The following is a 25,572-nucleotide window of genomic DNA, read 5'->3' as shown; positions in this document are numbered from 1 at the left end:
TCGGTCAGCGGGCTATCCGGTTCGCCGCCGGCGGGGCATCACCCGCAGCCGAGGTACGCACGGAGCGCCTTCGTCTCCGTCTCGAGGTCGAGCGATGCCGTCTCGCTGATCCCCTCGTCCTTGTACTCGCCGACCGTGTCGACCACCTGCTTGAGGTCGCTGCACGCGGCTGCGGTCTCGCCGTCCTGGAGGTGCTCGCCGGCGTGGTCGAGGTCGTCGGTGAGCTGGCTCGCGATGGCGTCCGTCATCTCGTCTGCAGCGTGGTAGGAGTCGACCAGCACCTGGAGTCGGTCGACGGTGACGGGTTCGACCTCGACCGGGAGCGTGGCGACGGCCCGTTCGCCCAGACTCGCCGGGTTCGAGACGATGTCCACCTCGTAGCTGGCGGGCGGGACCTTCGGTTGGACCAGCAGCGTCGCGGTCGTCTCGCCGCCGATGGCGAACGCGCGGTCGACGCTCTCGTCCGGGATGGTGAAGCCGTCGGAGTACGGTTCCGCGCTCTCGATGGCGAGGTCGTTCACGATGCCGTCCGGGTCGGTCGCGGCGATCTCGACCTCGGTGCGGTTCGTGTGGTAGAGCTCGACGGGGTCGAGGTCGAACTCGATGGTCTGGTTGTCGTCCGTCTCCGTGTAGGGGTCCGCCGGCGGTGTCACCTCGTCCTCGCGGCGTTCGCCGGTCTGTATCTGGTACTCCTGCCGGAAGATGTGGCCCTCCTTCTCGTCGGAGCCCATCCACGGCTTCGGGTCGCCGACGAGGTAGACGACGATCATCCGGTTGGCCTCGAGCTCGAGGTCCTGTCTGAACGCGATGACCTCGCCGTCGACGAGTATCTCGAGTCGGTACTCGTTCTCCGTGACGTCGATGGCCTGCTGCCACTCGCCGCGCTGGAGCGTCCCGCTCCGGTCGTCGTCCGGGATGCGCGGGTCGGCCTCCGGCTTCGGCTCCAGCGTCCAGTCGATCTCCTCGGCGAACCCGGTGTGGCGTATCTCGAAGCGGCTGTCGCCCGACGGCGAGAAGTCGTTCTCGTAGATGGAGAACTCGTACTCGGCGTCGTCGACCTGTCGGAAGACGGCGGCGTAGCTGTCGTTCTCCTCGAACAACACCGAAACCGAGGCGAGCACCGTGTCGTCGGGGTCGTCCTTCTCGACCGCCTCGAACGTGTACGTGCCGTAGATACCGCTCGCGTCCGAGTCGATGGTAAAGGCGGGCTGGTCCTCCTCGGGTTTGATGGTCGTCAGTGGCGAGCCGTGGTAGTTGACGTGGACGGCAACTTCCTTGTCCGACGTGTCGAGCAGCCAGCAGCGGGCGTCCTCGATGGGTCGTTCGTTCGTCATCCGTGCTCGAAGGGTCGGCCCACCGCAAGAAGAGGGGGCGAACCCTGTTAGCGGGCTGGACGGTCCCGGTGCCGTCTACGGGATCACTCGCAGCCCATGTCGGCGCGGAGCGACTGGGCCTCGGCCTGGAGATCGTCGTGGGCCGCCTCGCTGATACCGCTGCCTTTGTTCGAGCCGACCAGGTCGAGGAACTCCGTGAGTAGCGCGCAGGCCTCCGTGGTCTGACCCTCCTCGCGGTGGACGCCAGCCGAGTGCGCGAGCGTGTTGAGGTCGGTGGCGATGTCCGGGTCGACGTCGTCCGAGAGCTGGAACTCGTCGACGAGGTCGTAGAGCCGTTCCGCCGGCACCGGGTCCACGTCGACCGTCAGCGTGCACGTCGCCCGCTCGTTCAGGCTCTCCGGGTTGGCGACGAGCTCGACGTCGTAGGTCCCGTCCGGCACGTCGGGGCCGACGCGGAGCGTCGCGGTCGTCTCGTCGCCGAGGACCTGCGCGCGGTCCACGCTGTTGTCGACGATGGTGATGCCGTCCGTCGGTGGGTCGACCTCCCCGATGGCGAGCCCCGTCACGTAACCGTCGGGATCGGTCGCAGAGACCTCCTGCTCGACGAGGTTCGACTGGTAGACGTCGACGGGGTCGCAGTCGAACTCGATTCCCTCGTTCTCGTCGGTGGTCGACGTCGGCGGAGCGGGGGCGGTGACCGTGTCGAGGACGTCCTCGCCGGGGACGACCTCGAACGCCTGCACGAGGAGCCACTTCGCCTCGTCGAGCGCCGAGTCCTCGGCCTCCTCGTACGACTCGATGTCGAGCGGCTCGGGCTCGCCCACGATGTGGACCGCGTACGTCGTCTCCACCTCCAGTTCGAGGTTCACCTCGACGGTGACCAGCTCGCCGTCGACGAACACCTCGAACAGGTAGTCGCTTTCGGTCACGTCGGTCGCCGTCTGCCACTCGCCCCGTTCGAGCGTGCCGCTCCGCGGGTCGTCCGGTATCTCCGGCGTCTCGCCGTTCTGGGAGATCTCCCAGTCGACCTCCTCGGGGTACGCACAGTGCCGGGCCACGAGCCTGGCGTCCTCCGACGGCGAGTAGTCGTTCGTGAAGATGGACAGCTGGTACTCCTCCTGGCCGACACGATGGAGGGCGGCGGAGTAGCTGTCTCCCTCCTCGAGCGGCACCGAGGCCGAGGCGAGCACCGGCCCGTCCGGGTCACCCTTGTCGCGGGCCTCGAGGGTGTAGGTGCCGTACGGCCGGTCGACGGTGCCGTCGAGGGTGAGCACCGGGCCGATGCTCAGCGACTGGATGTCGGTGACGAGCGGCTGGTCGTCGTAGTTGACGTAGATGTCGATGTCGCGGTTGGTCCCGTTGAGCAGCCAGCACCGCGCCTCCTCGATGGGCATGTTCTTCTCGTCGACCTCCATCGGGGCCACCGGTCCCGGGTCACCATCGAGTCGTGCGGGTGTCGCGGCAGCGAACGCCGACGGGTCTGAATCGTGTGTCATCTCCATCCGAGCGGAGTGGTCGGTCGGTGTTCAACGGCCGAGACGTGATACCGAACGAACGGGTCGTCGACGGAGCGGCTGCCGACGGGGTCGAGCCGACCGTCAGTCGTCGGAAGGTGGTGACCGAGTCCCAGGTGTTTCCCCGGTGTTCGTCTCGACGGGATGTATCATATCTCACAGGTAACGGAACTGCTATTTAGGCGGAACGACCAACTAGGACGACCCGACAGAGATGAACGACCCATGAATACAACCGACTATTCCTCCCTTGATTCGTCTCTCGACCCCGAACTTCTGACACCCCGTCGTATCACCGCCCTGTACGTCCTGTTCGGTCTGACACTGACAGCAGCCACCGAGACGCTCCTCCCGAGCCTGTTCGGGTGGCTCCCACCGACCGAGTCGGCCGGACTCGCGCTCGCAATCTTCGAGGTCTTTCTCACAGCGGCGGTCGTGTTCATCCTGACAGACCGGATGACGGACCGGTTCACGCGGTCTGAGCTGCGATACCGGAACCTCATCGAGACGTCGCCGGCCCCCATCAACCTGTTCGACGAGGAGGGCACCATCGTCTGGGGGAACGATGCGACGCTCGACCTGCTCGGACTGGACGAGCGCGAGGAGCTCGTCGGCCGTTCCATCTTCGAGTTCATCGAGACCGACGACCACGCACTCGCACAGGGGGAGATGCGGGACGTCGTCGAGGAGGGGGAGCGCAAGGGACCGACGTCGATGCAGCTCCGGACCGACGACGGGGAACGCAGGCAGATCCGTGTCTCGACCGCCCCCGGTCGGTTCGACGGCGAGCCCATCGGACAGGCGGTCGTCCTCGACACGACACTGTTGCACGAGACGGAGGCGGAGCTCCGGTCCGAACGGGACTTCGTGCGGAACGCACTGGACGAACTCAGGGACCTGTTCTACGTCGTGGACGACGGTGGCAAGCTCCAGCGCTGGAACGCCCGGGTTCCCGAGGTCACGGGCACCGAGGCCGACGAGCTCACCGGAACCGAGATCTCCTCCTTCTTCGGTCCCGACGACCAGCAGCGCATCCTCGACGCCCTCGAATCGACGCTCCAGGACGGAACGACGTTCGTCGAGGCCGACCTGCTGACGGGCGACGGCGACCACCGACGGTACGAGTTCAAGAGCTCACCCCTGCAGGACCCCGGCGAGTCGGACCGCATCGTCGGTATCGGCCGGGACGTCACCGAACGGAGACGCATGGAGCGGGAGCTCCGCGAGAACGAGCAGCGGTACCGGACCCTGGTCGAGCTGTCACCGCACTCGATCATGGTCCACCGGGACGGCGAGGTGGTGTACGCGAACGACGCGCTCGTCGAACTGCTCGGTGCCGAGACGAAAACGCAGGTCGTGGGGAGCCACGTGAACACGTTCGTGCCGCCGGAGGACTACGACGAGGTCGCGGACGTCGCCGCACGCACCCAGCGAGGCAAGGACACACCCACGGATAGACGACGGACCGTCGTCACGCTGGACGGGGCCGAACGCGTCGTCGAGACCACGGGCCGCCAGATCGCGTACGAGGACGGGCCGGCGGTCCTGACGATAATCCAGGACGTGACCGACCGCCACCAGTTCGAGGAGATGCTGACGACGCTCCACGAACGGACCCAGGCCATGACCCGGGCCGAGACGCGTGGGAGCGCGGCCCAGATCGCGGCCGGGACCACTGCCGACCTCCTCGACATCGACGGCTGTTGTGTGTACGAGTTCGACCCGACCAACCGCCTCGAACCGTTGGCCTGGGCCGGGTTCGAATCGGCGCAAAGCGACGAACCACCGGTCGAGGCCGCCAGAGAGGGCGTCCTCTGGGAGGCGTTCGTCGAGGGCGAGGAACGGACCGTCGAGGGGGAGCCGGTCCGGGGGCTGACGGTCGACGGGGAGTACGCCGTCGTCGCTGTCCCCCTCGAGAACCACGGCGTCCTCGCGCTCGTCGGCGGGACCGACTGCACCACGAGCACCGCCCAGCGACGGATTCTCGACCTGGTCGCCGAGAGCGCGACCGCCGCCTTCGACCGGTTCGAGCAGGAACAGGACCTCCGGAAGCGGGACAGACGGCTGGAGCAACAGAACGAGGCGCTCGAACAGCTCAACCGGTTGAACGAGATCATCAGGGAGATAAACCAGACGCTCGTCCAGGCGACGAGTCGGTCCGAGATCCTGCACGAGACGTGCGAGCAGATCACCGACGCGGAACAGTACACGTTCACCTGGATCGGGAAAGACGCAGGGACGGAGGACCGCACCGTCCCGCAGTACTGGACGGGCGTCGACGCGGAGTACATCGACCACATCGGGTCATCCCCCGCCGAGACGCCGCTGCGACGACTGGCCGAGGCGGCATTCAGGGAGAACGAGGTCAGGGTCGCGCAGGACATCCTCGACGACCCCGACTGGCAGTCGACACGGAGCGAGGCCATCGGCTACGGCTTCCAGTCCGTCGCCGCCGTCCCGATCAGCACCGGCGACTACGTCGACAGCGTGCTCGTCATCCACGCGAGCGACCCCGACATCTTCGACGAGCAGGAACGTGAGGTCCTGGCCGAGCTGGGTCGGACGCTCGGGTTCGCGCTCCGGACCGTCGACCAGTCGCCCGGCTCGCAGTCCGGTCCCCTGACGGAGGCCGAGCTCTCGCTGGCGGACGACCGACTGATCACGAACCGGATCACGGCGGAGCTGGACGCGAGCATCGAGTTCGTCGGCGCGGTCCCCCGTGACGACGACGCACTCCACCTCTTCATCGACCTCACGGACGTGGCCAGTGGCGACATCGAGGAACGACTGCAGTCGCTCGAGACGGTGGCCGACGTGCGACCTCTCTCGACCGACAGCGGTGCGGGTCTGTACCACATCTCTGTATCGGAGTCACCGCTCGTGGAACTCCTCGACCGCCACGGCGTGCGGATCAGCTCACTCACGGCGGCGGACGGCGTCTCGACCCTCGTCTGCATCCTGCCGACCGGTCTCGGCGTCCGGACCCTGTACGAGCAGGTGCGGGGACAGTACCCGGACACGGAGCTCGTCGCGCGTCGGCAGGGGCCCGAGCCGGTCGAAACGAGGGTCCTGTTCCGAGAGCGACTGCTCGACAGGCTCACGGAACGCCAGCGACAGGCGATACAGATCGCGGCCTACAGCGGCTTCTACGAGTGGCCACGGGGAATCAAGAGCAAGAAGCTGGCCGAGATGCTCAGCATCGCGTCCTCGACCTACCAGTACCACCTGCGGGCGGCTGAGCGGACGCTCGTGAACGGCGTCCTGGAACCCCCAGGTGGGTTCGACCTCTAGCGGACTAGAGGCGGGCGCGACGCCTCTCTACGTGAATGGCGATTACCCGTATGCGGGAGGCGTGCCTGATATATAGATACGATGACTGCGAACGTATCGACCGAGAACGTCGGAGAACGGTCGGTGTATCGTCTCCAGCACGACTGGGACGACGCGACCGAGCTGAGTACAGAGTTGGTCCTCGCCCTGCAGGAGATCACCGGCGAGGACGTCACCACGCTGGAACCCATCTCGGAGGCGGTCAATCCGGAGGCGCTCAATCAGCTGTTCACGTCGATTCCGGACGGGGAGAACGCTGGCGAGCTCGCCTTCAGGTACTCCGGGAACACGATCACGATTCACTCCAGTGGCGACGTGCGCATCGTTCCGGACGTGCCCGCAGGAACCGACGAGCGACACTGGAGCGATGCCTGAGCGGGGCCGCCGAATGCTGAACGACCAGGCTGACGACCCTAGGCCGCCCGGCCACGTTGTTCGGGCGTCAGCCCCCGGGCGGAGGTGTCGGCAATGACCGACCAGATCGTTGACCGGGCCACGACCGGTATCGACGGCCTCGACACCGTCCTCAACGGGGGATTCATCCCGAACCGTAGCTACATGGTGTCGGGTCGACCGGGGACCGGGAAGACCATCATCGGACTCCACTTCCTCACCGCCGGCATCGAGGCCGGCGAGTCGTGCCTCTACATCAATCTGGAGGAGTCGGAGTCGGCCATCCGGACGAACGCCAGCACACTGGGGCTCAGCCTCGACGGCGTCGAGTTCCTCGACCTGGCACCCACACCGGACGTGTTCACGGCTGGCCAGCAGTACGGGATCTTCACCCCGGACGAGGTCGAGGGGGAGGACGTCACAGACGACATCTCGGAGCGCGTCCTGTCGATGGAGCCCGACCGGGTCTTCGTCGACCCGCTCACGCAGTTGCGGAACCTCTCCCCGGACGACTACCAGTTCCGCAAGCAGGTGAACGGCTTCATGCGGTTCCTCACGTCCCAGAACGCGACCACCGTGTTCACGTCGCAGGCGACGGCGCGGGAGCCGGACGACGACCTGCAGTTCATCAGCGACGGCTCCATCGAACTCGAACACGGCGAACGGGGTCGCCGCCTGACGGTCTCGAAGTTCCGCGGCTCGGCCACGAAGAGCGGTGCGCACACGGTCCGGATCACGGACGAGGGGATGGCCGTCTTCCCGGTCCTCACGCCCGAGAGCCACGAACGGTCCTTCACGAGCGAGGTCGTCTCCTCTGGCGTGCCCGAGATCGACGAGATACTCCACGGAGGGCTGGAGCGAGGCACCATCACCATCGTGAGCGGGCCGACCGGCGTCGGCAAGACCACGCTCGGGGTCCAGTTCATGAAGGAGGCGGCCGGTCGAGGCGAGCGCTCCGTCGCCTATCTGTTCGAGGAGAGTCGCAACACCCTCCTCGAGCGGTGTCGCTCGGTCAACATCCCCGCAGAGACCATGGTGGACCGGGGGACGCTGGCCATAGAGCAGGTCGAGCCACTCGACAAGTCACCGGCCGAGTTCGCCTCGATGGTCCGCCACGAGGTCGAGGCAAACGACGCACAGATCGTCATGATCGACGGCATCGACGGCTATCGGCTCTCGATGCAGGGTGAGCGGGACGACCTCGAACGCGAACTCAACAGCCTCGGGCGGTACCTCAAGAACATGGGCGTGGCGGTCATCCTCGTCGACTCCGTCGACGGCGTCACGGGCGAGTTCCAGCCCACCCAGGGTGGTGTCAGCTACCTCGCCGACAACATCGTCTTCCTCCGCTATCTGGAGATCGAGGGCGAGCTGCGGAAGGCCATCGGTATCCTCAAGAAACGCACCAGCGACTTCGAGCGCGCACTCAGGGAGTTCGAGATCACCGAACACGGCATCAAGGTCGGTGAACCGCTCTCGAGGTTGCGGGGGATCCTGAGCGGGGCACCGGAGTTCGTCGATGACGGTCGGCCCGACGGGTCGGCCGTGGACCGGTGAGCCGCCCCATGACGCCGCCAACCGCGTCACAGGACGTCGGCGCCGCCGACGGCGACCAGCCGCCCCGCCTCCATCTGTTCATGACGGAGGGGGAGGACAGACGGTTGCTCGTCGAGCTGCTCGAGCCCGACTACGAGCTCGTCATCGGTGGCGGGCCGGAGGCGGCCGACGGCACCGTCGACTGCTGTCTCGTCGACGGGGAGACGTTCAGACGGGAACGCGAGCGCCTGGTTCGACGCAAGGAGCTGGCGGAGCGGGAGTTCTTCCCGGTACTGCTGCTGGCGGAGGACATGTCCGCCCTCGGCTCGCGATTCGAGGTCTGGCAGTACGTCGACGACATCGTGGAGCTGCCGGTCAGGAAGTCGGACCTCAGAGCGCGACTGGCGAACCTGCTCCAGCGTCGCGAGACCAGCACCAGGCTCGCCGAGCGAGAGCGGACGTTGGAGCAGACGGTCGCCGAGCTCCAGCGCAAGGAGCGAGCGATGGACGCTGCCCCAGTCGGTATCACCATCACCGACCCCACCGGCGAGGACAACCCGACGGTGTACGCGAACGAGGCGTTCGAGCGGATCACCGGCTACGACAGCACCGAGGTGCTCGGTCGGAACATGCGGTTCCTGCAGGGACCGGCGACCGACGAATCGTCGGTCACGACGCTGCGGGAGGGAATCGAGGAGGAGCGTGCGGTGGATACGACACTCGTCAACTACCGACACGACGGCACCCGGTTCTGGAACCGCGTCGAGGTCGCCCCCGTGTACGACGAACACGGCCGACTAGTGAACTACGTCGGGTTCCAGACCGACGTCACGGACGAGAAGGTCAGAGAGCAGCGTCTCGCGGTCCTCAACCGGGTGATGCGGCACAACCTCTCCAACGACATCAACGTCATCGAGGGGTACGCCGACATCCTGCTCGAGCGCGCCGAGGACGACGAGATTCTGGCGCCGCTCGAGGAGATCCAGGCGGCTGCGAAGAAGCTCGAGAAGCTCGGTGACGCGGTCTCTCGTGCCGAGCGGACCCTGGACCGGTGCCGTGGGGGCCACCGGCCGGTGCTCGTGGACGACCTGCTGACTGCACTGCTCGAGGAGATGGCGGAGCAGCATCCCGAGGCGGAGCTGACCCTCGACGTCGAGGACGGCCCGTGGCAGGTCGTCGGGAACTGTCTCGACGAGGCGTTCTTCGAGCTGCTCGAGAACGCCGTCGTCCACAACGACAGCGAGCGACCGACGGTGGCCGTCACCGTTCGGGCCGCCCCGGAGACGGTCGGACACGTGGAGGTCCGTATCCGGGACGACGGTCCCGGTATCCCCGGCGACCTCGTCGAGGTCTTCCGGGAGGGAGAGGAGACGCCGTTGCATCACAGCGACGGACTCGGTCTGTGGATCGTCCACTGGGTGGTGACGCTCCTCGGTGGGACCATCAGAATCGACTCGACCGACGAGACGACCGTCTCGGTTACGCTGCCCACGACTGACCATGACGACGAGTGACTCGCCGATGCCCGAGCAGGCGACGACCGACGGTGGGGACTCGACGGACGGGGGCTCGTCCGAAGAGAACGAGCGTGCGGCGCAGGCGACCAGGAACGACCCGATACGCGTCCTGCACGTCGACGACGACCCCGACCTCCTCGCGGTCTCGACCGCGATGCTCGAACGCGAGTTCGACCACATCGAGGTGCTCCAGGCGACGAGCGTGACGGCGGCGGTGCAGCTACTGGCCAGCCACGAGGTGGACTGCATCGTCTCGGACTACGAGATGCCCCGCCAGAACGGGCTCGAGTTCCTGCAGCACGTCAGGTCCCTGGACGGGTCGGTGCCGTTCGTCCTCTTCACCGGCAACGAGGAGGTCGTCGGTGATGCCCTCGAAAAGGGCGTCTGGGACGTCGTCACGAAGGGCGTCGGGAAGACCCAGTTCGCGAAGCTGGCGAATCGCATCACGAGAGCGGTCGCGTACCACGAGGCGATCCGTGTCGGTACCCCCCGACGGGAGGACCCCGTGGAACGGACGGCCGTCGACCCGTCATCGTCCGGCCCGGAGCTCGACCGACTGGCGCTCCTGCTCGCGATGAACGAGTCGACGGTCGACGGTCGGGCGGTCGTCGGCGACGACGGGGGCGTTCTGGAGTGTAACACGCAGTTCCTCGCGCTTCTGAATCTCCACGGGACCCGCCCCGGGGACTGGATCGACAGCTCTGGGCTCCTCGAGGCGGCTGCAGAGGCGGTCGTGGAGTCCACCCGTTTCCGACAGATGGCCGTGCGCCTCACCGCGAATCCCACCCTGGAACACCACGACGAGTACGAGCTGCGCGACGGCCGGCACGTCGAAGTCTACGCCGGCCCGGTCCGCGGAGAGACCGGCGTCCGGTACGGGCGTCTCTGGACGATCTCGGACATCACGGGCCGGAAGCATCGCGAGGAGACCCTCCGCCGGACGGGTGAGCGGTTCGAGGAGTTCGCGGCCACCGTCTCGCACGACCTCCGGAACCCGCTCAACGTCGCGGAGGGCTACCTCGAACTCGCCAGGGAGACGAACGACAGCGAGGCACTGGCCGAGGTCGCGATGGCACACGACAGGATGCGGATGCTCATCGTGGACCTCCTGACGCTGGCACGCGCCAACGAGACGATAAGTGTCCAGGAGCCGCTGAACCTGCGGGTGCTGGTCGAACGGTGCTGGCGGAACGTGCGGACGGAGGTGGCGAGGCTGGACGTCGAGACCGACCGGATCATCGTCGGTGACGAGAGCCGGCTCTGCCAGCTCGTCGAGAACCTGCTGCGGAACGCGGTCGAGCACGGATGCGGGGACGGGCGAACCGACGGTAGCAACACCTGCGGCGACGACGACCTGCTCACCATCCAGGTCGGCGACATCGGGGATGGGTTCTACATCGCCGACGACGGCTGCGGTATCCCCGCCGAGAGACGCGACCGCATCTTCGAGTCCGGCTTCTCGACGACGACAGATGGGACCGGCTTCGGACTGAAGATCGTCGAACAGATCGCCGCCGCCCACGGCTGGACCGTCGACGTGTGCGAGTCGGCCAGCGGCGGGGCGCGGTTCGAGTTCACCGGCGTCGAGTTCGCCTGACCCGTCGCCCCTCGGGCTCGACCGTGTCGTCCAGCCAGTTCAGCGCCGTTCGTTGAGCGCCTCGTCGGGGTCGCCCACGCGGACCGCCTCGAGGTCGGCGTGGTACTCGACGGCCTCCGTCAGCTTGCCCGCCTTCTCCGCGTAGATCGTGAAGAGCTCGTCGCCCGTCTCGACCGTGTCCCCCTCGCGGCAGTGGAGTCTGATCCCCGCACCGGGGTCCCGGGGCGCGCCGGCGCGCCGGGCCACCTCGCTGATGTGGCGGTTCTGGATGGTCATCACGATACCGTCTCTGCCCGCCGTGACGACGTGCCGGCGTCCACCGGGTTCCAGATCGTCGCGTTCGATGTCGGGGTCCCCACCCTGCGCCGCGACGATCTCGCGGAACCGCTCCCGGGCCGCGCCGGAGTCCAGCAGGGCGGCCGCATCGGCGTCGACGTCACAGAGGTCGAACAGGATGTCGGCGAGCCTGACGCTCTTGAGTCGGAGCTCCAGCGGACCGTCGCCGTCGAGCACCGCCAGGACGTCACGTGCCTCCAGGACGGGCCCGATGCCCTCCCCGATGGGCTGACCGCCGCGCGTGATGGTGCACGCGAGATCGAGGTCGAGATGCTCCGCGACGAGTCGGAAGTCCTCGGCGAGCTCCCGGGCGCCGACGAGACTCGTCACCTTGGCGTGTTCGCCGTACGGGATGTCGATGAGGACCCGGTTCGAGCCGGCGCTCTTCTTCTTCGAGAGCACCGAGGCGATGATCTGCCCGGGTGGGTCCACCGAGAGCGAGTTCTCCGCGCGGATGATCTTGTCGTCGACCGGCGAGAGGTCGACGCCGCCGCCCCACACCAGACAGCCACCGGTCTCCTCGACGATGGCCTGCATCTCCTCGGTCGTGAACTCCACGTCGCAGAACACCGCCATCGTGTCGGCGGTGCCCGCGGGCGAGGTGATGGCACGCGAGGAGGTCTTCGGGATGGTGACGCCTGCGGCTGCGACGATGGGGACGATGATGGGCGTCACGCGGTTGCCCGCCACCCCGCCGATGGAGTGCTTGTCGGCGACGACCGGCTCCGGCCACTCGATCCGCTCGCCGACGTCGGTCATCGCCTGTGTGAGGTGGCGGGTCTCCTCGTGGGAGAGACCGTTCGCGTGGAGGCCGGCGACGTAAGCACCGAGCTCGACGTCGGTGAGGCGGTTCCGGTTGATGTCGTGGACGATCTGCTCGACGTCCGGTCGTTCCAGCTCGTGGTCCTCGAGCTTCGTCCGGATGTGTGCGACCGACCGCGGTTTGGGTGCGAGCGAGACGTCGACCGGGCCGGTGACGTGACCCAGCCGGCTCGTGACCGCGAGCGTCCCTTCGTCGACGAGCTCCGTCGTCGTCTCGACGACCCCGGTGTAGGTACGACCGTCTCGCTGGATGCGGATGCGGTCGAGCGGGTGTGCCCCCAGCTCCTCCGCGTCGGTGGTGTGGAGGATGACCGTCGGCGTCGGGGTCGCGATGTCGATTTCGCGCGCGGTGAGCTCCATATCGGAGACAGTCCCGAGGAGGTAATGAAAGAATGGGGCGAAGGACTCGGGTTGTCACCCGTCACGACACCTCGACCCCAGTGCTCGAACGAAACCACCACGTATTCGGGTTTGGCGGCCACAAAATCCGGTCGTCCCTTTACAACACGTTCACCGAAACGGCGAGGTACCACACAGATGACGGCCCTCCCCCCATGGATCGACGACCGCATCGACCACGACTTCACGAAGAAGCTCACGCAGGAACACGTGGTCGAGACCATGCTCCACGCCAACCGGCCGTTCTTCTCAGCGGAGCAGATCCGAGCGCGCGTGACGCCCGACGTGAGCAAGGAGACGGTACGGAACCGGCTCAACGAACTCAGAGAACTGGACGTGGTTTCGACGGAGGCGTACCCGGACACCATCACGCTGTACTACATCAACCACCCCGAATCAGCATGGCCGGTCTCACCCGAGGGACGGCAGGCGCTCGCCCACGAGACGCCGCTCGACACGCTCTCCGTGACCGACTTCGTCCGCCTGCGAAACCCCGCCGGTATCAGGACGCTCGTGCTCGCGGGGTTCCAGCTGAGCCTCGTGCTGTTCTCGCTCGGCGCGGTGACGACCGTCCTCTCGGTCGACATCGCCCTCGGGAGCGGTGTGAGGCTCTGGGCGGCAGCGGGGAATCTCTTCCTGGTCTGTCTCGCGCTGCTGATCGCGGAGCGCACCGCCCGCCAGCTCAGAGGGGACGGCCCGGGTGGGCTCGCACCCTGGTCGAACGGCCGGGAGGATGAGCGACAGTGAAACGACCAACCGAGCCGCCGACCGACGAGGACGGCGCGAGCGCGAGCGAGTACGAGGAGTCCGAGCCGGGGCCGAACCTCCTGACCGAACGGACGCTGACCGGGATCTTCCTGCACCCGCTCGGACTGGTCTCCGGGGTGGCACTGCCGGGCATCGTCTACCTGACGACGGACCACCCGTTCACCCGCGAGAACGCCCGGAACGTGCTGAACTGGCACCTCTGCTACCTGTCGGTACTGGCAGCGGTCCTGTTCGGGTTCGGCCTCACGTTCGTGGTCGACGCGATACTGCCCGACTTCGCCCCGTTCGACTGGGTCGTCCTCGCGCTCCTCCTGCTCGTTGTCGCGGGCATCTTCGTCCTGGCAGCCCTGACGCTGTTGACCATGGTCTTCTCGGTGGTGGGCATGGCGAAGGCGATCTTCGGGACGCCGTGGGAGTACCCGCTCGCCCCGGACCTCCTCGCGTGGGGTCGAGAGCTGACCAGCTGACCGTCCGGGCGGAACCGCGGTAGGGAATCGGTTTGGTGGCCGCCAAACGGCCGCTGGTCGGTGTCGATTCGCGTCCGGTGTCCGCCAAATCTGCTCCCGGTTTTACCCATTCATCGGCGCTGGGTCCAGTCACGATGGTAGACCGACCGAACTGGTCCCGACCGCAGCGTGACGACGAACCAGAGACCGCTTCCCGCCGCCGGTTCCTCGGTGCTGGTGTCGCCGCAGCCGGCCTCGCCCTCGCGGGCTGTCTCGACGACACCCTGGCGGGCGCTCGCGACGACAGTGACGAGACCCGAGACACCGCACAGACGCCGACCGCGACACTCAGGGGCAACCTGCGCGACGTCATCGGTGAGTACATAGACGCGGCCGCCGCGGGTGAGATGGACGCACTCGCAGCGGTCACCCACAGCGAGAGCCTCCTCCACCCCGACCAGTGGCGCGACACCGACTGGGAGTTCGATACCGAGGTGTACCAGGCCGTCGACGGGTTCGAGCTCCAGGAGGTGACCACGGACGTCTCGGTCGAGTTCCTGCTCGAGTTCCACGCGGTCGACGTCTGGTTCGACCAGGACGAACTGGGGGCCCGCATCGGGCCCGCCGAGGTCGCCGTGATCGACCTCGGCTCGGAGCCGCTGACCGAGGCAGAGCGGGACAGCTGGATTCTCGTGACCGAGGACGGCGAGTGGCGCGTGTTCTTCGTCGGGGATGGCCGGCGGGCGGGCGGGGACCCACGAGCGTCGTTCGAGCCCGAGATCTTCGACACGGCGGGCGACGTCGTCGACTCGGTCACGTGGGACGTCGAGCCGGAGTCACCCACCGGCGAGGCCGCAGCGGACCGCATCCGCGTCCGGGTCGCGCTCACGGATTCGCCCGGCGTCGACGCCGACACCGTCCGCATCGAGACGACGGTGGCGGGGATGGAGCTCGAGTTCTACACGGAGGAGAACGGGCCGATAACCACCAGCTGGGCCGGCAACACCGGGACCATCGGTGCGAACGCCGCCGGTGACCAGCTGGTCGTGACGGCCGTCGACGGCGGGACCGAGACCGTCGTCCATCGAGAGCACTACGAACCAGGGACCGACGATGACGCCTGAGCTGGACATCTCGGCGGCGGGCCGGAAGCTCGGGCTGCTGCGGGGCGGGTTCGTCACCCTCCTGGTCGGCTGCGCGGTTCTCGGGTACGGCGCCTACGACTACCAGCGCCAGTCGGATGTGCTCCAGGACGCGACCACGGTGAACGCCACGGTCACCGAGACCGCCATCGAGCGCGTCCCGCAGCGACGCGGCACCCCCGACTACCGCCCGAGGGTGACCTACGAGTACCGGTACGAGGGGGCGTCCTACACCGCGCACAACGTCTACCCCGGCTCGGTCGGGCCGACGTTCGAGCGGCGGTCGGCCGCCGAAACCGAGCTCGAGACGTTCGAGAACGGGTCCGTCGTGACAGCGTACGTCGACCCCGACGCCCCTGGGCAGTCGTACCTCTCCAGGCAGCGGCCGAACGCGCCGTTGAAGCTGGTCGGTATGGGTGGCCTGTTCGCCCTCGTCGGGGCCGGCTCGGTCCTGAAGTCGTTCGTGGGGGGCTGAGGACACCGTCGTCTGCTGGTTGCCAAACCGTTTTCCGCCGGACTCCCCGACTGCCTGCATGAACCTCTCCATCGTCGACCTCTCGCCGGTCCCCGACGGGGGAACCGCGACGGATGCGTACGCGAACACCGTCGAGGCGGCGACACAGGCGGAACGGCTCGGCTACGAGCGGTTCTGGGTCGCGGAACACCACGGGATGGCGGAGCGACTGGCCGGGACGACTCCGGAGGTGCTGCTCGGTCACCTCGCCGCCGAGACCGACACCATCCGGCTCGGCTCCGGCGCCGTCCTGCTGAACCACTACAGCCCGTTCAAGGTCGCGGAGGTGTTCGGCGCGCTCGACGGGCTCGCACCCGGCCGCATCGACGCCGGACTGGGCCGGGCGAACGGCTCCCCGGCGAGCGACCGGGCCCTCGGGACGGACCGGCACGTGGAGGACCCCGACGGCGACCATCGCGAACGCGTCGAGGCGGTGGTGAACCACCTCTACGACGACTACCCGGAGGGCCACGAGTACGCCGACCTGTCCGTCCCGGGCTCCGCCGCGGGGTCACCCGAGCCCTGGCTGCTCGGCTCCAGCCCGTCGAGCGCCGAGATCGCCGCCAAACTCGGGCTGCCGTACTGCTACGCCGGGTTCATCCGTCCGCAGTGGGCCGAGCACTCGTTCGAGACCTACCGCGAGGAGTTCCAGTCTGGTGAGCTGGCCGCCGGAGTCGACGAACCGACCGGGATGGTCGCCGTGAACGCCATCTGCGCCGAGACGGACGAGGCCGCGGCCCGGTTGCGGGCCGTCGCGGAGGCGTCGTACCAGCGGCTCCGGCGTGGCGAACTGGGGAGCACGCCCTCCGTCGAGGAGGCCGTCGACGAACTCGGCGGGGTCCCGGAGCCGACGCCGGCGACGCTCGACGACGACGAGTGGCCGCGTGCCATCTCCGGGAGCCCGGAGACCCTGGCGGGGCTGCTCGACCAGCTCGCGGACCGCGTCGGCGTCGACGAGGTGATGATCCAGCACGTCGTCGCCGACCACGACGACGGGCTCCGGTCCCACGAGCTGCTCGCGGACGCGGTCGACCTCGACCCACGGTGAGGCCGCACCGACCTCATCGGAACTTCTTTCGTCCGAGCGTCCGACCGGGTGTCCGTGAACGAGGACTCCGACGGCGACAACGCGGGCGACGACTCGGGTCCCGTCCCGGGCATGACACGTCGCCGGGTGGTCGGCACGCTCTTCCTCATCATCTTCCTCGACCTGCTCGGCTTCGGTATCCTCATCCCGGTCATCCCGCTGTACGCGAAGTTCTTCGGCGCGAACGAGTTCGTCGGGAGCCTGCTCATCGCGACGTACTCGCTGTTCCAGTTCGTCGGTGCCCCAGTGCTGGGGCGGCTCTCCGACGAACGGGGCCGCAGGCCCGTGCTCCTCCTGTCGCTCAGCGGGAGCGTGCTCGCGTGGACGCTGTTCGGGCTGGCGGGCGAACTCGGGAGCGCCATCGGTGCGGCCAACGGGCTCGTCGTGCTGTTCTTCGCCAGGGCCCTCGCCGGTGCGATGGGTGGTAACATCGCGACGGCGAACGCCTACATGGCGGACATCACTCCGCCCGAGGACCGGGCGAAGGGGCTCGGCATCCTCGGGGCGGCGTTCGGCCTGGGGTTCGTCTTCGGGCCCGCCATCGCGGGCATCGTCTCCAGCCCGCAAGCGCTCTCCGTCTTCGAGGCGGTGCTCCCGTCCGTGGTGCCGGTCAGCGAGTTCACGATGCCGTCGTTCACCGCGGCGGCCCTGACCGGCGGGAACCTCGTCCTCGCGTACTTCGTGCTCCCCGAACCAGAGCGGCGCGAGCAGACGACGAGCGAGGGCGAGTCCCGACTCCGGCAGCTGTACGACGCTGTCCGCTCGCCCGACATCGGGTCGCTCGTCGTCGCCTTCTTCCTCGCCTCCTTCGCGTTCTCGGCGTTCGAGAGCCAGTTCATCTTCCTCACGAGCGACCGGCTGGGGTACGGCACCGCGGAGAACGCGGTCCTCCTGACCTACATCGGCGTGCTCATCGCCATCGTGCAGGGCGGACTCATCGGCCCGCTCACCGACCGCTTCGGCGAGTACCGGCTCGCAATCGCGGGCGCAGCAATCCAGGTCGTGACCCTCGCCCTGGTTCCGTTCTCGCTCTCCTGGGGGTTCGTCCCGGCGCTCGGACCGGTCGAATCCGGCGCGGTCGCGCTGGCGCTCGTGTCGACGCCGCTCGCGTTCGGCAACGCGCTGACCAACGTCTCGCTGAACGCGCTGGTCTCGCTCAACGCCGAGGCCGACGAGCAGGGCGGCGCCTTCGGCCTCACCCAGTCCGCGAGCAGCCTCGCGCGGACGTTCGGCCCAGCGGCGGCGGGGCTGCTCTACGTCGCCATCGCGTACTGGTCGCCCTTCGTCGTCGCGGGCCTGCTGTTCGTGCCGATACTGGTGCTGCTCGGGCTGGTGACGCGAGACCGTATCGAATCGACCGACGGCGCCTAGAGCAGCGGTGTCGCGTCCGCCCAGAGGGTGCGGAACTCGCGCTCGAACGCCGCGACCACGTCGGGGTCGGAGACGCCGACGACACCGAGGCGGTCGTCCCGACGGACGGGGTGCGGGACGTCGAGCGTCGCCAGCTCCCCGTCGACGACGTCGAAGGAGACCGGGACGGTCGGATGGGTTCGTATCTCGAAGCTCCCCGGGGCCGACGCGACGACGTCGGGGAAGCCGTCGGGGAGGACGTCCAGCACCCCCTCGGCGAGGACGAGCGAGACGGGGAGGTCGTCCGCGGTGCCGTCGAGGAATGCCGCCACCTCGGTGCGAAGCGTCTCCCACGACGCATACTGGTACGGCGGCCCGACCGTCGCCAGCACCGACTCGGTCGCCGTCCGCGTGTGCTCCGCCATCGAGGTCCGCATCGTCTCGCCACCGAGCGACCCGAGCCAGAAGCTCGCGTCGGCCGGGGCGGTCGGGAGCAGGTTCGACCGGACCGAGCTGGCGACCCCCCGGTAGCGCTCCCACTCGTCGGCGAGTTCGCGGGTCCGCTCGGCGAGCAGCCGCTCCACGGCGACGTCCGGGTCGACCGCGTGGTACCGGGTCGGCTCCGTCGACTGCGTCCCGACGAGACCGCGTGACTGCAGACCGTTGAGCACGTCGTAGATGCGACCACGGGGGACCTCACTGGCGGTGGAGAGGTCGGCGGCCGTCGTCGCACCGGTCACCAGCAACGTCCGGTAGGCCTGCTCCTCGTAGCTCGACAGGCCGAGTTCTCCGAGCTCCGTCATCACGGGGCGCTTCTCGGGTGCGCGACAAAAGTGATGCGAGCTTCGACGGCCGGTCGTCGACCCGGACCCCCGAAAACAGACTGCAAGTGGCACCAGATTCGGGAACAGTGAAACGCACCGCGGCGGGACCGACGACCATGCATCCATACGTGTTGCTGGCCGTCGCGATCATCTCGGAACTGTTCGGGACGACCGCCCTCAAACTGTCCGACGGGTTCTCGAAGCCGCTCCCGAGCGTCGCCGTCGTCGTCGGCTACGGCGTCGCGTTCTACCTGGTGTCGCTCACGCTGGAGGAGCTCCCCATCGGCGTGGTCTACGGGACGTGGGCGGCGCTGGGCATCGTCGGCGTCGCGGCCATCGGCGTCCTCGTGTTCGAGGAGCCCGTCGACCTCGCCGGCGTCGTCGGTATCCTGTGCATCCTCGTCGGCGTCTACGCGGTGAACGTCCTCTCGGACATGTCCGCACACTGAGGGAAGAATCCGTGGCGCCCGTCAATCGTCGCAGGCTCACTCGTCGTCGGTTTCCCCCTCGCCGTCTCCGTCCGCCTCTGAGAGCAGGAGCACCGCCCCGCCGAGGAGCGCGACGTTCTTGCAGAAGTTCACCTTGTTCGCCTGCCGTTCCTGCCCCTCCATCGTCCAGAAGTCGTGGATGACCGGCGTCGTCCCGAGGAAGAAGAGGATGACGGCGCCGACCGACGCCCGGGGGAAGCGCCAGAGGAGGATTCCGATGTTGGCGACGAGCAGCATCCCCGTGACGAACGGCACGGCGACGTCGGCCATCGGGAGCCCCTTCGACTCGGCGATCTCGACCCGCTTGTCGTTGTTGATGAAGCCGTCGATGGCCATGTACGCGAGCGTGGCGCTGAACAGGGTGCGGCCGAGTCTGGACGGTGCGTCGCCCATTCTCAGACCACCTCCAGGCGGCTGACGTTGGCGCTCACGCGGCCGACAGTCTCGTACTCTCCAGCCGAGGTCCGACGCATGATGCGGCCCTCCACGTCGTCGCGCTGGTCGGGCACGTCGAACAGCCCCGAACCACAGATCACATCGCCCTCGTGGACGGCCCACGTCTCGACGACCTCGTGCGGTTCACCGGGGTAGGACACGCGCTCGAGATCGCGGCAGAAGTTCGTCGACTCGAACAGCGCCACGCCGTGCTCGTCGTTCACCCACGCCGGTGGTGCCTCCTCGCCGCCGCCGAAGAAGACGGTGCCGTCGTGGACGAACACACAGCGGATGTAGGAGTAGTCGTTCCCAGCGTCGATGCGGTTCCACGAGTCGCCGCCGTCGACGGTCCGCCAGAGTCCGCCCTCGCCGACAGCGTGGCCGAGCCCGAGGTTCTCCAGGTTGTGGTCGAGGTAGCCCGTCGTCGCCAGCCACACGTCTTCGGAGATGGGGAGGACCTGGTGCACGTCGTCGACGATGGTGTCGCGACGGTCGTGCCAGGTCTTCCCGCCGTCCGTGCTGAGGTGGATGCCACCGGCCTCGACGCCGGCGATGAGGTGGTCGGGGCGGCCCGGGACAGCTTCGAGGGCGCGCAGCCGGGCGTAGTGCGGGTCGATGGGCGACTCCCAGTGGCCGCGCGACGGAAGGTCTCGGAACCCCTTCAGTTCGGCCCACGTCTGGCCGTCGTCGACCGACCGGTAGATGTAGGGGTCGTTCGTGCCGGCGTACACCGCCCCGTCGGCGGTGGCGAGGATGGACCAGACCTCGCTCTCGCCAGCGTGCCAGAAGCGGTCACCGAGTGGGACCCCCAGGTCCGTCCAGCTGTGGCCGCCGTCGCGAGACCGGTAGGCACCAGTGGAGGAGGCGACGAACACGCCGTCGGTGTGTGCCCACGATTCGACGGCCGTGACCACCCCGCAGTCGAGCACCTGTTCGAGTTCATCGCGTTCGAACGGCACGGCATCCGCCCTGTACAGTCCGTCGTCCGTCCCGATGACCAGTGACATACCCTGTGTGAGTTTGTGACACATATTAAGTTTTTACCAAGCTGTAAAACGCTAAGTGGCAGGGTCCCGAAGGGGCTTCCAGCACGACAGACGACGGGTGGCCCGTCGCCGGGGCGGCCCAGCGCGGTCACAGACAACACCTGCAATGACACCGGACTACCCCACCGCTCGACCGACGGACGCGTCCCAGCTCGAAGACCAGCCCGCGCTGCCGACCGAACTGCTGAACCTCCCGTGGATCGACCCCCACAACCACGCCCACACCCTCTCGTGGGAGGACCGGGAGCGCTACGCGCTGTCCGGCTGCCGGTCCATGGTAATGGTCGCATCCGGATACCACTGGACGCCGTACAAACCGGCCCGGGCGAGCGACATCAGGTTCCTCTGGGACGACGCCCTCAACCGCCGGGCCGCCATCGAGCGGAACCACTTCTTCGAGGCGAAGCTCGGACTGGGGGTGCATACCGGCGTCCGCATCGAGAACCCGGACGAACTGCTCGCCGCCATGGACGACTACGCCGCGCTCGACGAGGTCGTGGCCATCGGGGAGACCGGTATGACACCCAGCCAGCACGTCGAAGCCTGGGCCCTCGACGAGCAGCGGGGCGTCGTTCAGGCGCAGATGGAACTCGCGAGGGACCACGACCTGCCGGTCATCCTGCACACGCCGAACACGGGGACAGCGTCGAAGCGGCACTACCGCGACGGGCTTGGGACACCGGGCTACGAGAAGAACCCCGGGATGGGGACGGAGCCGGTGCTCGACGGCGAGAACCCCGAACTCGAGGCGGTGAGACTCGACATCGAGGCCGCCCACGACGCCGGACTTCCCGAGCGTCGCGTGGTCGCCTCCCACGCGGATGGGAACAACACAGCGTACCTGATGGACGAGACCGATTGTTACCTGAGCTACACTATCGGCCACTCCTGGCTCGTGGGGGTCGACGCCGCCGACGTGGCGAACGCCATCGACGAGTACGGCCCGGAGCGTATCATGGTCGACACCGACTGCGCGAACGTCCTCCGCACCGACCCGTACGCCCTCAAGCGCGCCATCTTCGAGCTGTACCGCTACGGCATCGACCCCGAAGCGATCCGGAGGGTCGTCTACGAGAATCCGAGAGACGTGTTCGGGCTGGCCGACGCGTAGCGGGCGGGGGTCGGCGCTACAGGTAGGCGCAGCTGTTCGTCAGCTCGCCGAGCTCCTCGACGCCGATGGTCACCTCGTCACCCTCCGATAGCAGCACCGGCGGGTCACGATAGACACCGACACCGGGCGGGGTACCGGTGAACAGCAGGTCCCCCGGCTTCAGCGTGAACGCCTGACTGCAGAAAGAGACGAGCTCGTCGATGCCGAAGATGAGGTTGGACGTCGAGGAGTCCTGTAGGCGTTCGCCGTTCACCTCGGCGTAGATGTCGAGGTCGTGCGGGTCAGACACTTCGTCCGGCGTCACGAGTTCGGGACCGATAGGGGCGAAGCCGTCGAGGCTTTTGCCGCGTACCCACTGCCCGTCGCCGTGCTGTAGGTCCCGAGCCGACACGTCGTTGCCGACGAGGAAGCCAGCGACGTGGTCGAGTGCATCGTCCTGGTCGACCCGTCTGGCCTCCTCGCCGATGACCGCGACGAGTTCGGCCTCGTAGTCCACCTTCCCGGTGAGGTCCGGGTCCCACGAGATCGTGTCCTCGGGGCCGCCGACACTGGTTGGGAACTTCGAGAACAGCACCGGCGTCTCAGGGATGGGGTTGTCGCCCTCCTCTGCGTGGTCGCGGTAGTTCAGCCCGACACAGACCACCTTCTCGGGGTCGGTGACGGGCGCGTGTCGGTCGAGTTCGTCGGCCTCGTGGACGCCGACGCCAGTCGACGCCGCGTACTCGACCGCGAGGTCGACCTTGCGCCGCCACTCCCACGTCGCGAGCAGGTCGGTCGTCCGGTTCGGGATGTCGACGCCCGCACGGTAGCCGGCCGTCGGGAGGTCGATCACGGTGCCGTCCGCACGCCTGACACCGCACCAGGGCTGTTCGTCCGCCGTCGTCTGGAATTGTCCAATGCGCATCTGTGATTGAGTCGAAGTGTTCGAGTACGATTCAGGTCAGGTCCAGACCGGCCTCGTCGATGAGCCGATGGCCCGACTGCACGAACCGGTCGAACTCCTCCTCGACGGCGGGGTTGAGCAGTTCACCGTCGCGCTTGACGACCTCGCCGTCGACCAGTACCGTGTCGATGTGCGAGGGGTAGGACTGGAACACCACGGTCTGGATCGGCGAGTGCGAGGGGGCGGTCATGAAGTCGTCAGTTCGGAGCAGGACCACGTCGGCGCGCTTGCCCGGCGTGAGACTGCCGATCTCGTCCGCCATGCCGAGCGCCCTCGCGCCTTCGATGGTCGCCATCTCCAGCGTGTCCCGTGCGGTGATGCTGACCTCGGTGACCTCCTCGCTCTCCTCCAGAATCTTCTGGTTGTCGAACATCCGCTGGACCTGGAGCCCGATCCGCATCTGGCTGCCCATATCGCCGCTGATGTTCGAGCAGACGTCGACGCCCCACGCCGGCTGGCCGCCCGCCTCCAGCACCTTCCCGGTGACGGGGATGCCGTGTCCCATCTGCATCTCGACCTCGGGAGTCGCGGAGAAGGAGACCCCCTCGTCGACGGCGTGCTGGACGTCCGCCTGCGTGAAGTGGTTCCCGTGTGCGACGTTCACGTCGGCGTCGAGCATGTCCGAGATGGCACCGAACCCCTGGTACTCGGGGTTGTACTCCGAGGACGTCCACTGTGCCGCGCCCATGTGGATGCTGGCGAGCGCTCCCATCTCGCGTGCCAGTTCCAGGTCGCTTCGTGCGGTCTCGTCGACGCAGAAGTCCGGGCCACGGAGCCCGAGCCCCAGGGAGAGCAGGTCGTCGTCGCGGATCATCGAGTCGTGGACCTCGCGGATCTGGTCCGCCGGGAGGCCGACGTCGCTCTCGTACCACCACTTCGCCGCGTCGTCACCCGGCGGCCCCCAGGTGTACACCGCACGCACTCCAGCGTCCTGCAGCGCGTCGACGGCCCGTTCGGCGTGTTCGACCGAGTTGGGGTACGACCAGTCCAGGACCGTGGTCGTCCCCGTATAGAGCTTCTCGAACCCACCGAAGAGCCCCCCGAGGTACATGTCCTCGGGCTGGTAGAGCCCGGTGATGTTCCCGAGCATATGTTCGAAGTACTCCCCCATGAGCGACCAGTCCCCGGCGATGCCCCTGACCTGGGTCTGTGCGAGGTGGATGTGTGAGTCGACGAAGCCGGGCAGGACGATGTGGTCAGACGCGTCGATGACCTCTGCGTTCGGGGCGCTGAGGTTCCGCCCCACGTCGACGATCTTCCCGTCCTCGATGAGCACGTCGGCACCGCCCATCTCCCCGAGGTCGGGGTCCATCGTGACGAGCGTGCCGTTCTGTATGAGTGTGACTGACATACTCAATACCACAGTCTGACCACTAGGTTAAAAATTTACCGCGCGGTAAACACCGGCGCCGTGTGCTGCCAGGGGCAATCGAGTTATGTAGCTCCCGGGTGGAGTGGGAGTATGAGCGAATCGGACGAGAAGGTCTCCACGAAGGACACCGAGGAGGTGATCATGGAGGCCACGTTCCGTGCCCTGAGCAAACACGGCTACAGCGAGCTGCGGATGCGGGACATCGGGGAGGAGATGGAGCTCACCCGTCAGGTCATCCACTACCACTTCGACGGCAAGTACGACCTCATGGCCTCGTTCCTCGAGTACATCATCGACCAGTACGAGGGCAGCGTCGAGGTCGACGGCGACGCGGACCCCCGAACCGAGCTCGACGCCCGCATCGACCAGTGTCTGTTCGGCCCCGAGTTCGAGGAGTTCTCCCACTGGGACCGGATGAAGGTGTACCACGAGCTGTACACCTTCGCCCAGAACGACGAGACGCACCGCGAGATCTTCAACGACCACTACGGGCGCATCCGCGGGAGCATCGTCGAGGTCGTCGAGGAAGGGATCGAACAGGGCACCTTCCGCGACGTCGATTCGGAGCGGATGGGCCAGCTCATCACGGACATCATCCATGCGGCCCGCGGCCGTCGCATGGCACTCGGCCACGAGGAGGCGCCCGAGGAGGCCCGCCAGTCCATCGACGAGTTCGTCCTCGACTCGCTCACGCTCGACGAGGAGTGAGGCCGTCGTCGAGCCAGCCGAGACCGACACCGCCGTATCGCTGGAACCCGACGGAGCCGCCATGGAGAAGGTGAACCTCGAGGCAGCATTCGCGTCGTTCGACGACCACTGGTCGCCGCGACTCGCCGCCGAACTCAACGGGCAGGCCGTCAAGCTCGCGAAGGTCGACGGGGAGTTCGTCTGGCACCACCACGACGAGGCAGACGAGCTGTTCCTCGTCCGCTCCGGCGAGTTGACCATCGAGTTCCGCGACGAACCCGACGTGACGCTGGGCGAGGGCGAGCTCCTGGTCGTCCCCCGTGGCGTCGAACACCGCCCGGTCGCAGACGAGGAGGCCGAGATACTCCTGTTCGAGCCTGTCGAGACACGGAACACCGGGGACGTCGAGGACGAGGAGTTGACACAGACTGAGCGGCAGGACCTGTCCTGACCACCTGACGTGCCGACCGGTCAGACACGTCTGTGTGGAACACCGGCGTCACGGCCCGGGCGGGGGTACTTAAAGAGCCGCGCATGCGCCGCGACGCCCCCTCGGGTGTGGAGACGGTACCCGTCCGTAT

23 protein-coding genes are annotated in these 25,572 nt (G+C 67.6%); 15 read left to right on the top strand and 8 right to left on the bottom strand.

Annotated features, from left to right (window positions below):
- Positions 1–38: 38 nt before the first annotated feature.
- Together ACSG06_RS17900 and ACSG06_RS17895 are read right to left on the bottom strand one after the other, a co-directional pair.
- Positions 39–1,334: an FIMAH domain-containing protein gene (locus tag ACSG06_RS17900; protein ID WP_440991654.1), complete on the bottom strand. Its 1,296-nt coding sequence runs from the start codon at positions 1,332–1,334 to the stop codon at positions 39–41.
- 83 nt (positions 1,335–1,417) lie between these two features.
- Complete coding sequence (locus ACSG06_RS17895) at positions 1,418–2,830, bottom strand: FIMAH domain-containing protein (RefSeq protein ID WP_440991653.1); 1,413 nt, start codon at positions 2,828–2,830, stop codon at positions 1,418–1,420.
- A 243-nt stretch (positions 2,831–3,073) separates the two neighbouring features.
- Between ACSG06_RS17895 and ACSG06_RS17890 the strand changes: the two genes are divergently transcribed.
- From ACSG06_RS17890 to ACSG06_RS17870, 5 genes are all read left to right on the top strand, one after another.
- The gene (locus tag ACSG06_RS17890; RefSeq protein WP_440991652.1) at positions 3,074–6,139 is read left to right on the top strand and encodes a PAS domain S-box protein; all 3,066 of its coding nucleotides are present in this window, start codon (positions 3,074–3,076) and stop codon (positions 6,137–6,139) included.
- 81 nt (positions 6,140–6,220) lie between these two features.
- Entirely contained in the window at positions 6,221–6,553 is a 333-nt protein-coding gene (locus tag ACSG06_RS17885) for a HalOD1 output domain-containing protein (protein WP_440991651.1), read from the top strand.
- A gap of 93 nt (positions 6,554–6,646) precedes the next feature.
- Positions 6,647–8,128: an ATPase domain-containing protein gene (locus ACSG06_RS17880; protein WP_440991650.1), complete on the top strand. Its 1,482-nt coding sequence runs from the start codon at positions 6,647–6,649 to the stop codon at positions 8,126–8,128.
- Positions 8,129–8,136: 8 nt separating this feature from the next.
- A complete protein-coding gene (locus ACSG06_RS17875; protein WP_440991649.1) occupies positions 8,137–9,621 on the top strand; it encodes a PAS domain-containing protein in 1,485 nt (494 codons plus the stop codon).
- Positions 9,608–11,221 (top strand): ATP-binding response regulator, encoded by a 1,614-nt coding sequence (locus ACSG06_RS17870; protein ID WP_440991648.1) that lies wholly within the window; start codon positions 9,608–9,610, stop codon positions 11,219–11,221. The genes ACSG06_RS17875 and ACSG06_RS17870 overlap by 14 nt, the downstream gene beginning before the upstream one ends.
- 39 nt (positions 11,222–11,260) lie before the next feature.
- Here the strand turns inward: ACSG06_RS17870 and ACSG06_RS17865 are convergent, their stop codons facing one another.
- Positions 11,261–12,739 (bottom strand): AMP phosphorylase, encoded by a 1,479-nt coding sequence (locus ACSG06_RS17865; protein ID WP_440991647.1) that lies wholly within the window; start codon positions 12,737–12,739, stop codon positions 11,261–11,263.
- A gap of 177 nt (positions 12,740–12,916) precedes the next feature.
- Between ACSG06_RS17865 and ACSG06_RS17860 the strand changes: the two genes are divergently transcribed.
- The 6 genes from ACSG06_RS17860 to ACSG06_RS17835 all read left to right on the top strand — a co-directional run bounded on the left by ACSG06_RS17860 (position 12,917) and on the right by ACSG06_RS17835 (position 18,106).
- A complete protein-coding gene (locus ACSG06_RS17860) occupies positions 12,917–13,525 on the top strand; it encodes a hypothetical protein (RefSeq protein WP_440991646.1) in 609 nt (202 codons plus the stop codon).
- Entirely contained in the window at positions 13,522–14,013 is a 492-nt protein-coding gene (locus ACSG06_RS17855; RefSeq protein ID WP_440991645.1) for a DUF4870 domain-containing protein, read from the top strand. Before ACSG06_RS17860 ends, ACSG06_RS17855 begins: the two co-directional genes overlap by 4 nt.
- A gap of 134 nt (positions 14,014–14,147) precedes the next feature.
- Positions 14,148–15,116 (top strand): hypothetical protein, encoded by a 969-nt coding sequence (locus tag ACSG06_RS17850; protein ID WP_440991644.1) that lies wholly within the window; start codon positions 14,148–14,150, stop codon positions 15,114–15,116.
- A complete protein-coding gene (locus tag ACSG06_RS17845; RefSeq protein WP_440991643.1) occupies positions 15,106–15,609 on the top strand; it encodes a DUF3592 domain-containing protein in 504 nt (167 codons plus the stop codon). The genes ACSG06_RS17850 and ACSG06_RS17845 overlap by 11 nt, the downstream gene beginning before the upstream one ends.
- Positions 15,610–15,667: 58 nt before the next feature.
- Entirely contained in the window at positions 15,668–16,696 is a 1,029-nt protein-coding gene (locus ACSG06_RS17840; protein WP_440991642.1) for an LLM class flavin-dependent oxidoreductase, read from the top strand.
- A gap of 111 nt (positions 16,697–16,807) precedes the next feature.
- Positions 16,808–18,106, top strand: coding sequence for an MFS transporter (locus ACSG06_RS17835; protein ID WP_440992104.1), 1,299 nt, complete (start codon positions 16,808–16,810; stop codon positions 18,104–18,106).
- On the opposite strand, the gene ACSG06_RS17830 is transcribed toward ACSG06_RS17835, so the two are convergent.
- The gene (locus tag ACSG06_RS17830) at positions 18,103–18,888 is read right to left on the bottom strand and encodes a TrmB family transcriptional regulator (protein ID WP_440991641.1); all 786 of its coding nucleotides are present in this window, start codon (positions 18,886–18,888) and stop codon (positions 18,103–18,105) included. The genes ACSG06_RS17835 and ACSG06_RS17830 overlap by 4 nt on opposite strands.
- Before the next feature lie 137 nt (positions 18,889–19,025).
- Between ACSG06_RS17830 and ACSG06_RS17825 the strand changes: the two genes are divergently transcribed.
- The gene (locus tag ACSG06_RS17825; RefSeq protein WP_440991640.1) at positions 19,026–19,358 is read left to right on the top strand and encodes a DMT family transporter; all 333 of its coding nucleotides are present in this window, start codon (positions 19,026–19,028) and stop codon (positions 19,356–19,358) included.
- Between the two features lie 36 nt (positions 19,359–19,394).
- Here ACSG06_RS17825 and ACSG06_RS17820 read toward each other — a convergent pair whose 3' ends face one another.
- Positions 19,395–19,790 (bottom strand): DoxX family protein, encoded by a 396-nt coding sequence (locus ACSG06_RS17820; protein WP_440991639.1) that lies wholly within the window; start codon positions 19,788–19,790, stop codon positions 19,395–19,397.
- Between the two features lie 2 nt (positions 19,791–19,792).
- Complete coding sequence (locus ACSG06_RS17815; RefSeq protein ID WP_440991638.1) at positions 19,793–20,839, bottom strand: WD40/YVTN/BNR-like repeat-containing protein; 1,047 nt, start codon at positions 20,837–20,839, stop codon at positions 19,793–19,795.
- 145 nt (positions 20,840–20,984) lie between these two features.
- Here ACSG06_RS17815 and ACSG06_RS17810 point away from each other — a divergent pair, with 145 nt between their 5' ends.
- Positions 20,985–21,989: a TatD family hydrolase gene (locus ACSG06_RS17810; RefSeq protein WP_440991637.1), complete on the top strand. Its 1,005-nt coding sequence runs from the start codon at positions 20,985–20,987 to the stop codon at positions 21,987–21,989.
- Between the two features lie 16 nt (positions 21,990–22,005).
- Here the strand turns inward: ACSG06_RS17810 and ACSG06_RS17805 are convergent, their stop codons facing one another.
- Positions 22,006–22,893 carry a fumarylacetoacetate hydrolase family protein gene (locus tag ACSG06_RS17805; RefSeq protein ID WP_440991636.1) on the bottom strand — a complete coding sequence of 296 codons (888 nt, stop codon included), beginning with the start codon at positions 22,891–22,893 and terminating at the stop codon, positions 22,006–22,008.
- A 31-nt stretch (positions 22,894–22,924) separates the two neighbouring features.
- On the bottom strand, positions 22,925–24,283 hold the full coding sequence (locus tag ACSG06_RS17800; protein WP_440991635.1) for an amidohydrolase family protein: 1,359 nt from the start codon (positions 24,281–24,283) through the stop codon (positions 22,925–22,927).
- Between the two features lie 111 nt (positions 24,284–24,394).
- Here ACSG06_RS17800 and ACSG06_RS17795 point away from each other — a divergent pair, with 111 nt between their 5' ends.
- Both ACSG06_RS17795 and ACSG06_RS17790 read left to right on the top strand, forming a co-directional pair.
- Complete coding sequence (locus ACSG06_RS17795; protein WP_440991634.1) at positions 24,395–25,012, top strand: TetR/AcrR family transcriptional regulator; 618 nt, start codon at positions 24,395–24,397, stop codon at positions 25,010–25,012.
- Between the two features lie 61 nt (positions 25,013–25,073).
- Positions 25,074–25,442, top strand: a complete 369-nt coding sequence (locus ACSG06_RS17790) for a cupin domain-containing protein (protein ID WP_440991633.1) — start codon at positions 25,074–25,076, stop codon at positions 25,440–25,442.
- The last annotated feature ends 130 nt before the right edge of the window (positions 25,443–25,572 follow it).

The organism is Haloarchaeobius baliensis (assembly GCF_052060055.1).
In the GTDB taxonomy this organism is placed as follows: Archaea; Halobacteriota; Halobacteria; order Halobacteriales; family Natrialbaceae; genus Haloarchaeobius; species Haloarchaeobius baliensis.
Note: the sequence above shows the minus strand (reverse complement) of the source record. Positions and strands in the feature narration are given on the sequence as shown.

Coding starts and splice junctions, on each gene's coding strand:
- ACSG06_RS17900 (WP_440991654.1), bottom strand. CDS start 1,334: ATGACGAACGAACGACCCATCGAGGACGCCCGCTGCTGGCTGCTCGAC.
- ACSG06_RS17895 (WP_440991653.1), bottom strand. CDS start 2,830: ATGACACACGATTCAGACCCGTCGGCGTTCGCTGCCGCGACACCCGCA.
- ACSG06_RS17890 (WP_440991652.1), top strand. CDS start 3,074: ATGAATACAACCGACTATTCCTCCCTTGATTCGTCTCTCGACCCCGAA.
- ACSG06_RS17885 (WP_440991651.1), top strand. CDS start 6,221: ATGACTGCGAACGTATCGACCGAGAACGTCGGAGAACGGTCGGTGTAT.
- ACSG06_RS17880 (WP_440991650.1), top strand. CDS start 6,647: ATGACCGACCAGATCGTTGACCGGGCCACGACCGGTATCGACGGCCTC.
- ACSG06_RS17875 (WP_440991649.1), top strand. CDS start 8,137: ATGACGCCGCCAACCGCGTCACAGGACGTCGGCGCCGCCGACGGCGAC.
- ACSG06_RS17870 (WP_440991648.1), top strand. CDS start 9,608: ATGACGACGAGTGACTCGCCGATGCCCGAGCAGGCGACGACCGACGGT.
- ACSG06_RS17865 (WP_440991647.1), bottom strand. CDS start 12,739: ATGGAGCTCACCGCGCGCGAAATCGACATCGCGACCCCGACGCCGACG.
- ACSG06_RS17860 (WP_440991646.1), top strand. CDS start 12,917: ATGACGGCCCTCCCCCCATGGATCGACGACCGCATCGACCACGACTTC.
- ACSG06_RS17850 (WP_440991644.1), top strand. CDS start 14,148: ATGGTAGACCGACCGAACTGGTCCCGACCGCAGCGTGACGACGAACCA.
- ACSG06_RS17845 (WP_440991643.1), top strand. CDS start 15,106: ATGACGCCTGAGCTGGACATCTCGGCGGCGGGCCGGAAGCTCGGGCTG.
- ACSG06_RS17840 (WP_440991642.1), top strand. CDS start 15,668: ATGAACCTCTCCATCGTCGACCTCTCGCCGGTCCCCGACGGGGGAACC.
- ACSG06_RS17835 (WP_440992104.1), top strand. CDS start 16,808: ATGACACGTCGCCGGGTGGTCGGCACGCTCTTCCTCATCATCTTCCTC.
- ACSG06_RS17830 (WP_440991641.1), bottom strand. CDS start 18,888: ATGACGGAGCTCGGAGAACTCGGCCTGTCGAGCTACGAGGAGCAGGCC.
- ACSG06_RS17825 (WP_440991640.1), top strand. CDS start 19,026: ATGCATCCATACGTGTTGCTGGCCGTCGCGATCATCTCGGAACTGTTC.
- ACSG06_RS17820 (WP_440991639.1), bottom strand. CDS start 19,790: ATGGGCGACGCACCGTCCAGACTCGGCCGCACCCTGTTCAGCGCCACG.
- ACSG06_RS17815 (WP_440991638.1), bottom strand. CDS start 20,839: ATGTCACTGGTCATCGGGACGGACGACGGACTGTACAGGGCGGATGCC.
- ACSG06_RS17810 (WP_440991637.1), top strand. CDS start 20,985: ATGACACCGGACTACCCCACCGCTCGACCGACGGACGCGTCCCAGCTC.
- ACSG06_RS17805 (WP_440991636.1), bottom strand. CDS start 22,893: ATGCGCATTGGACAATTCCAGACGACGGCGGACGAACAGCCCTGGTGC.
- ACSG06_RS17800 (WP_440991635.1), bottom strand. CDS start 24,283: ATGTCAGTCACACTCATACAGAACGGCACGCTCGTCACGATGGACCCC.
- ACSG06_RS17795 (WP_440991634.1), top strand. CDS start 24,395: ATGAGCGAATCGGACGAGAAGGTCTCCACGAAGGACACCGAGGAGGTG.
- ACSG06_RS17790 (WP_440991633.1), top strand. CDS start 25,074: ATGGAGAAGGTGAACCTCGAGGCAGCATTCGCGTCGTTCGACGACCAC.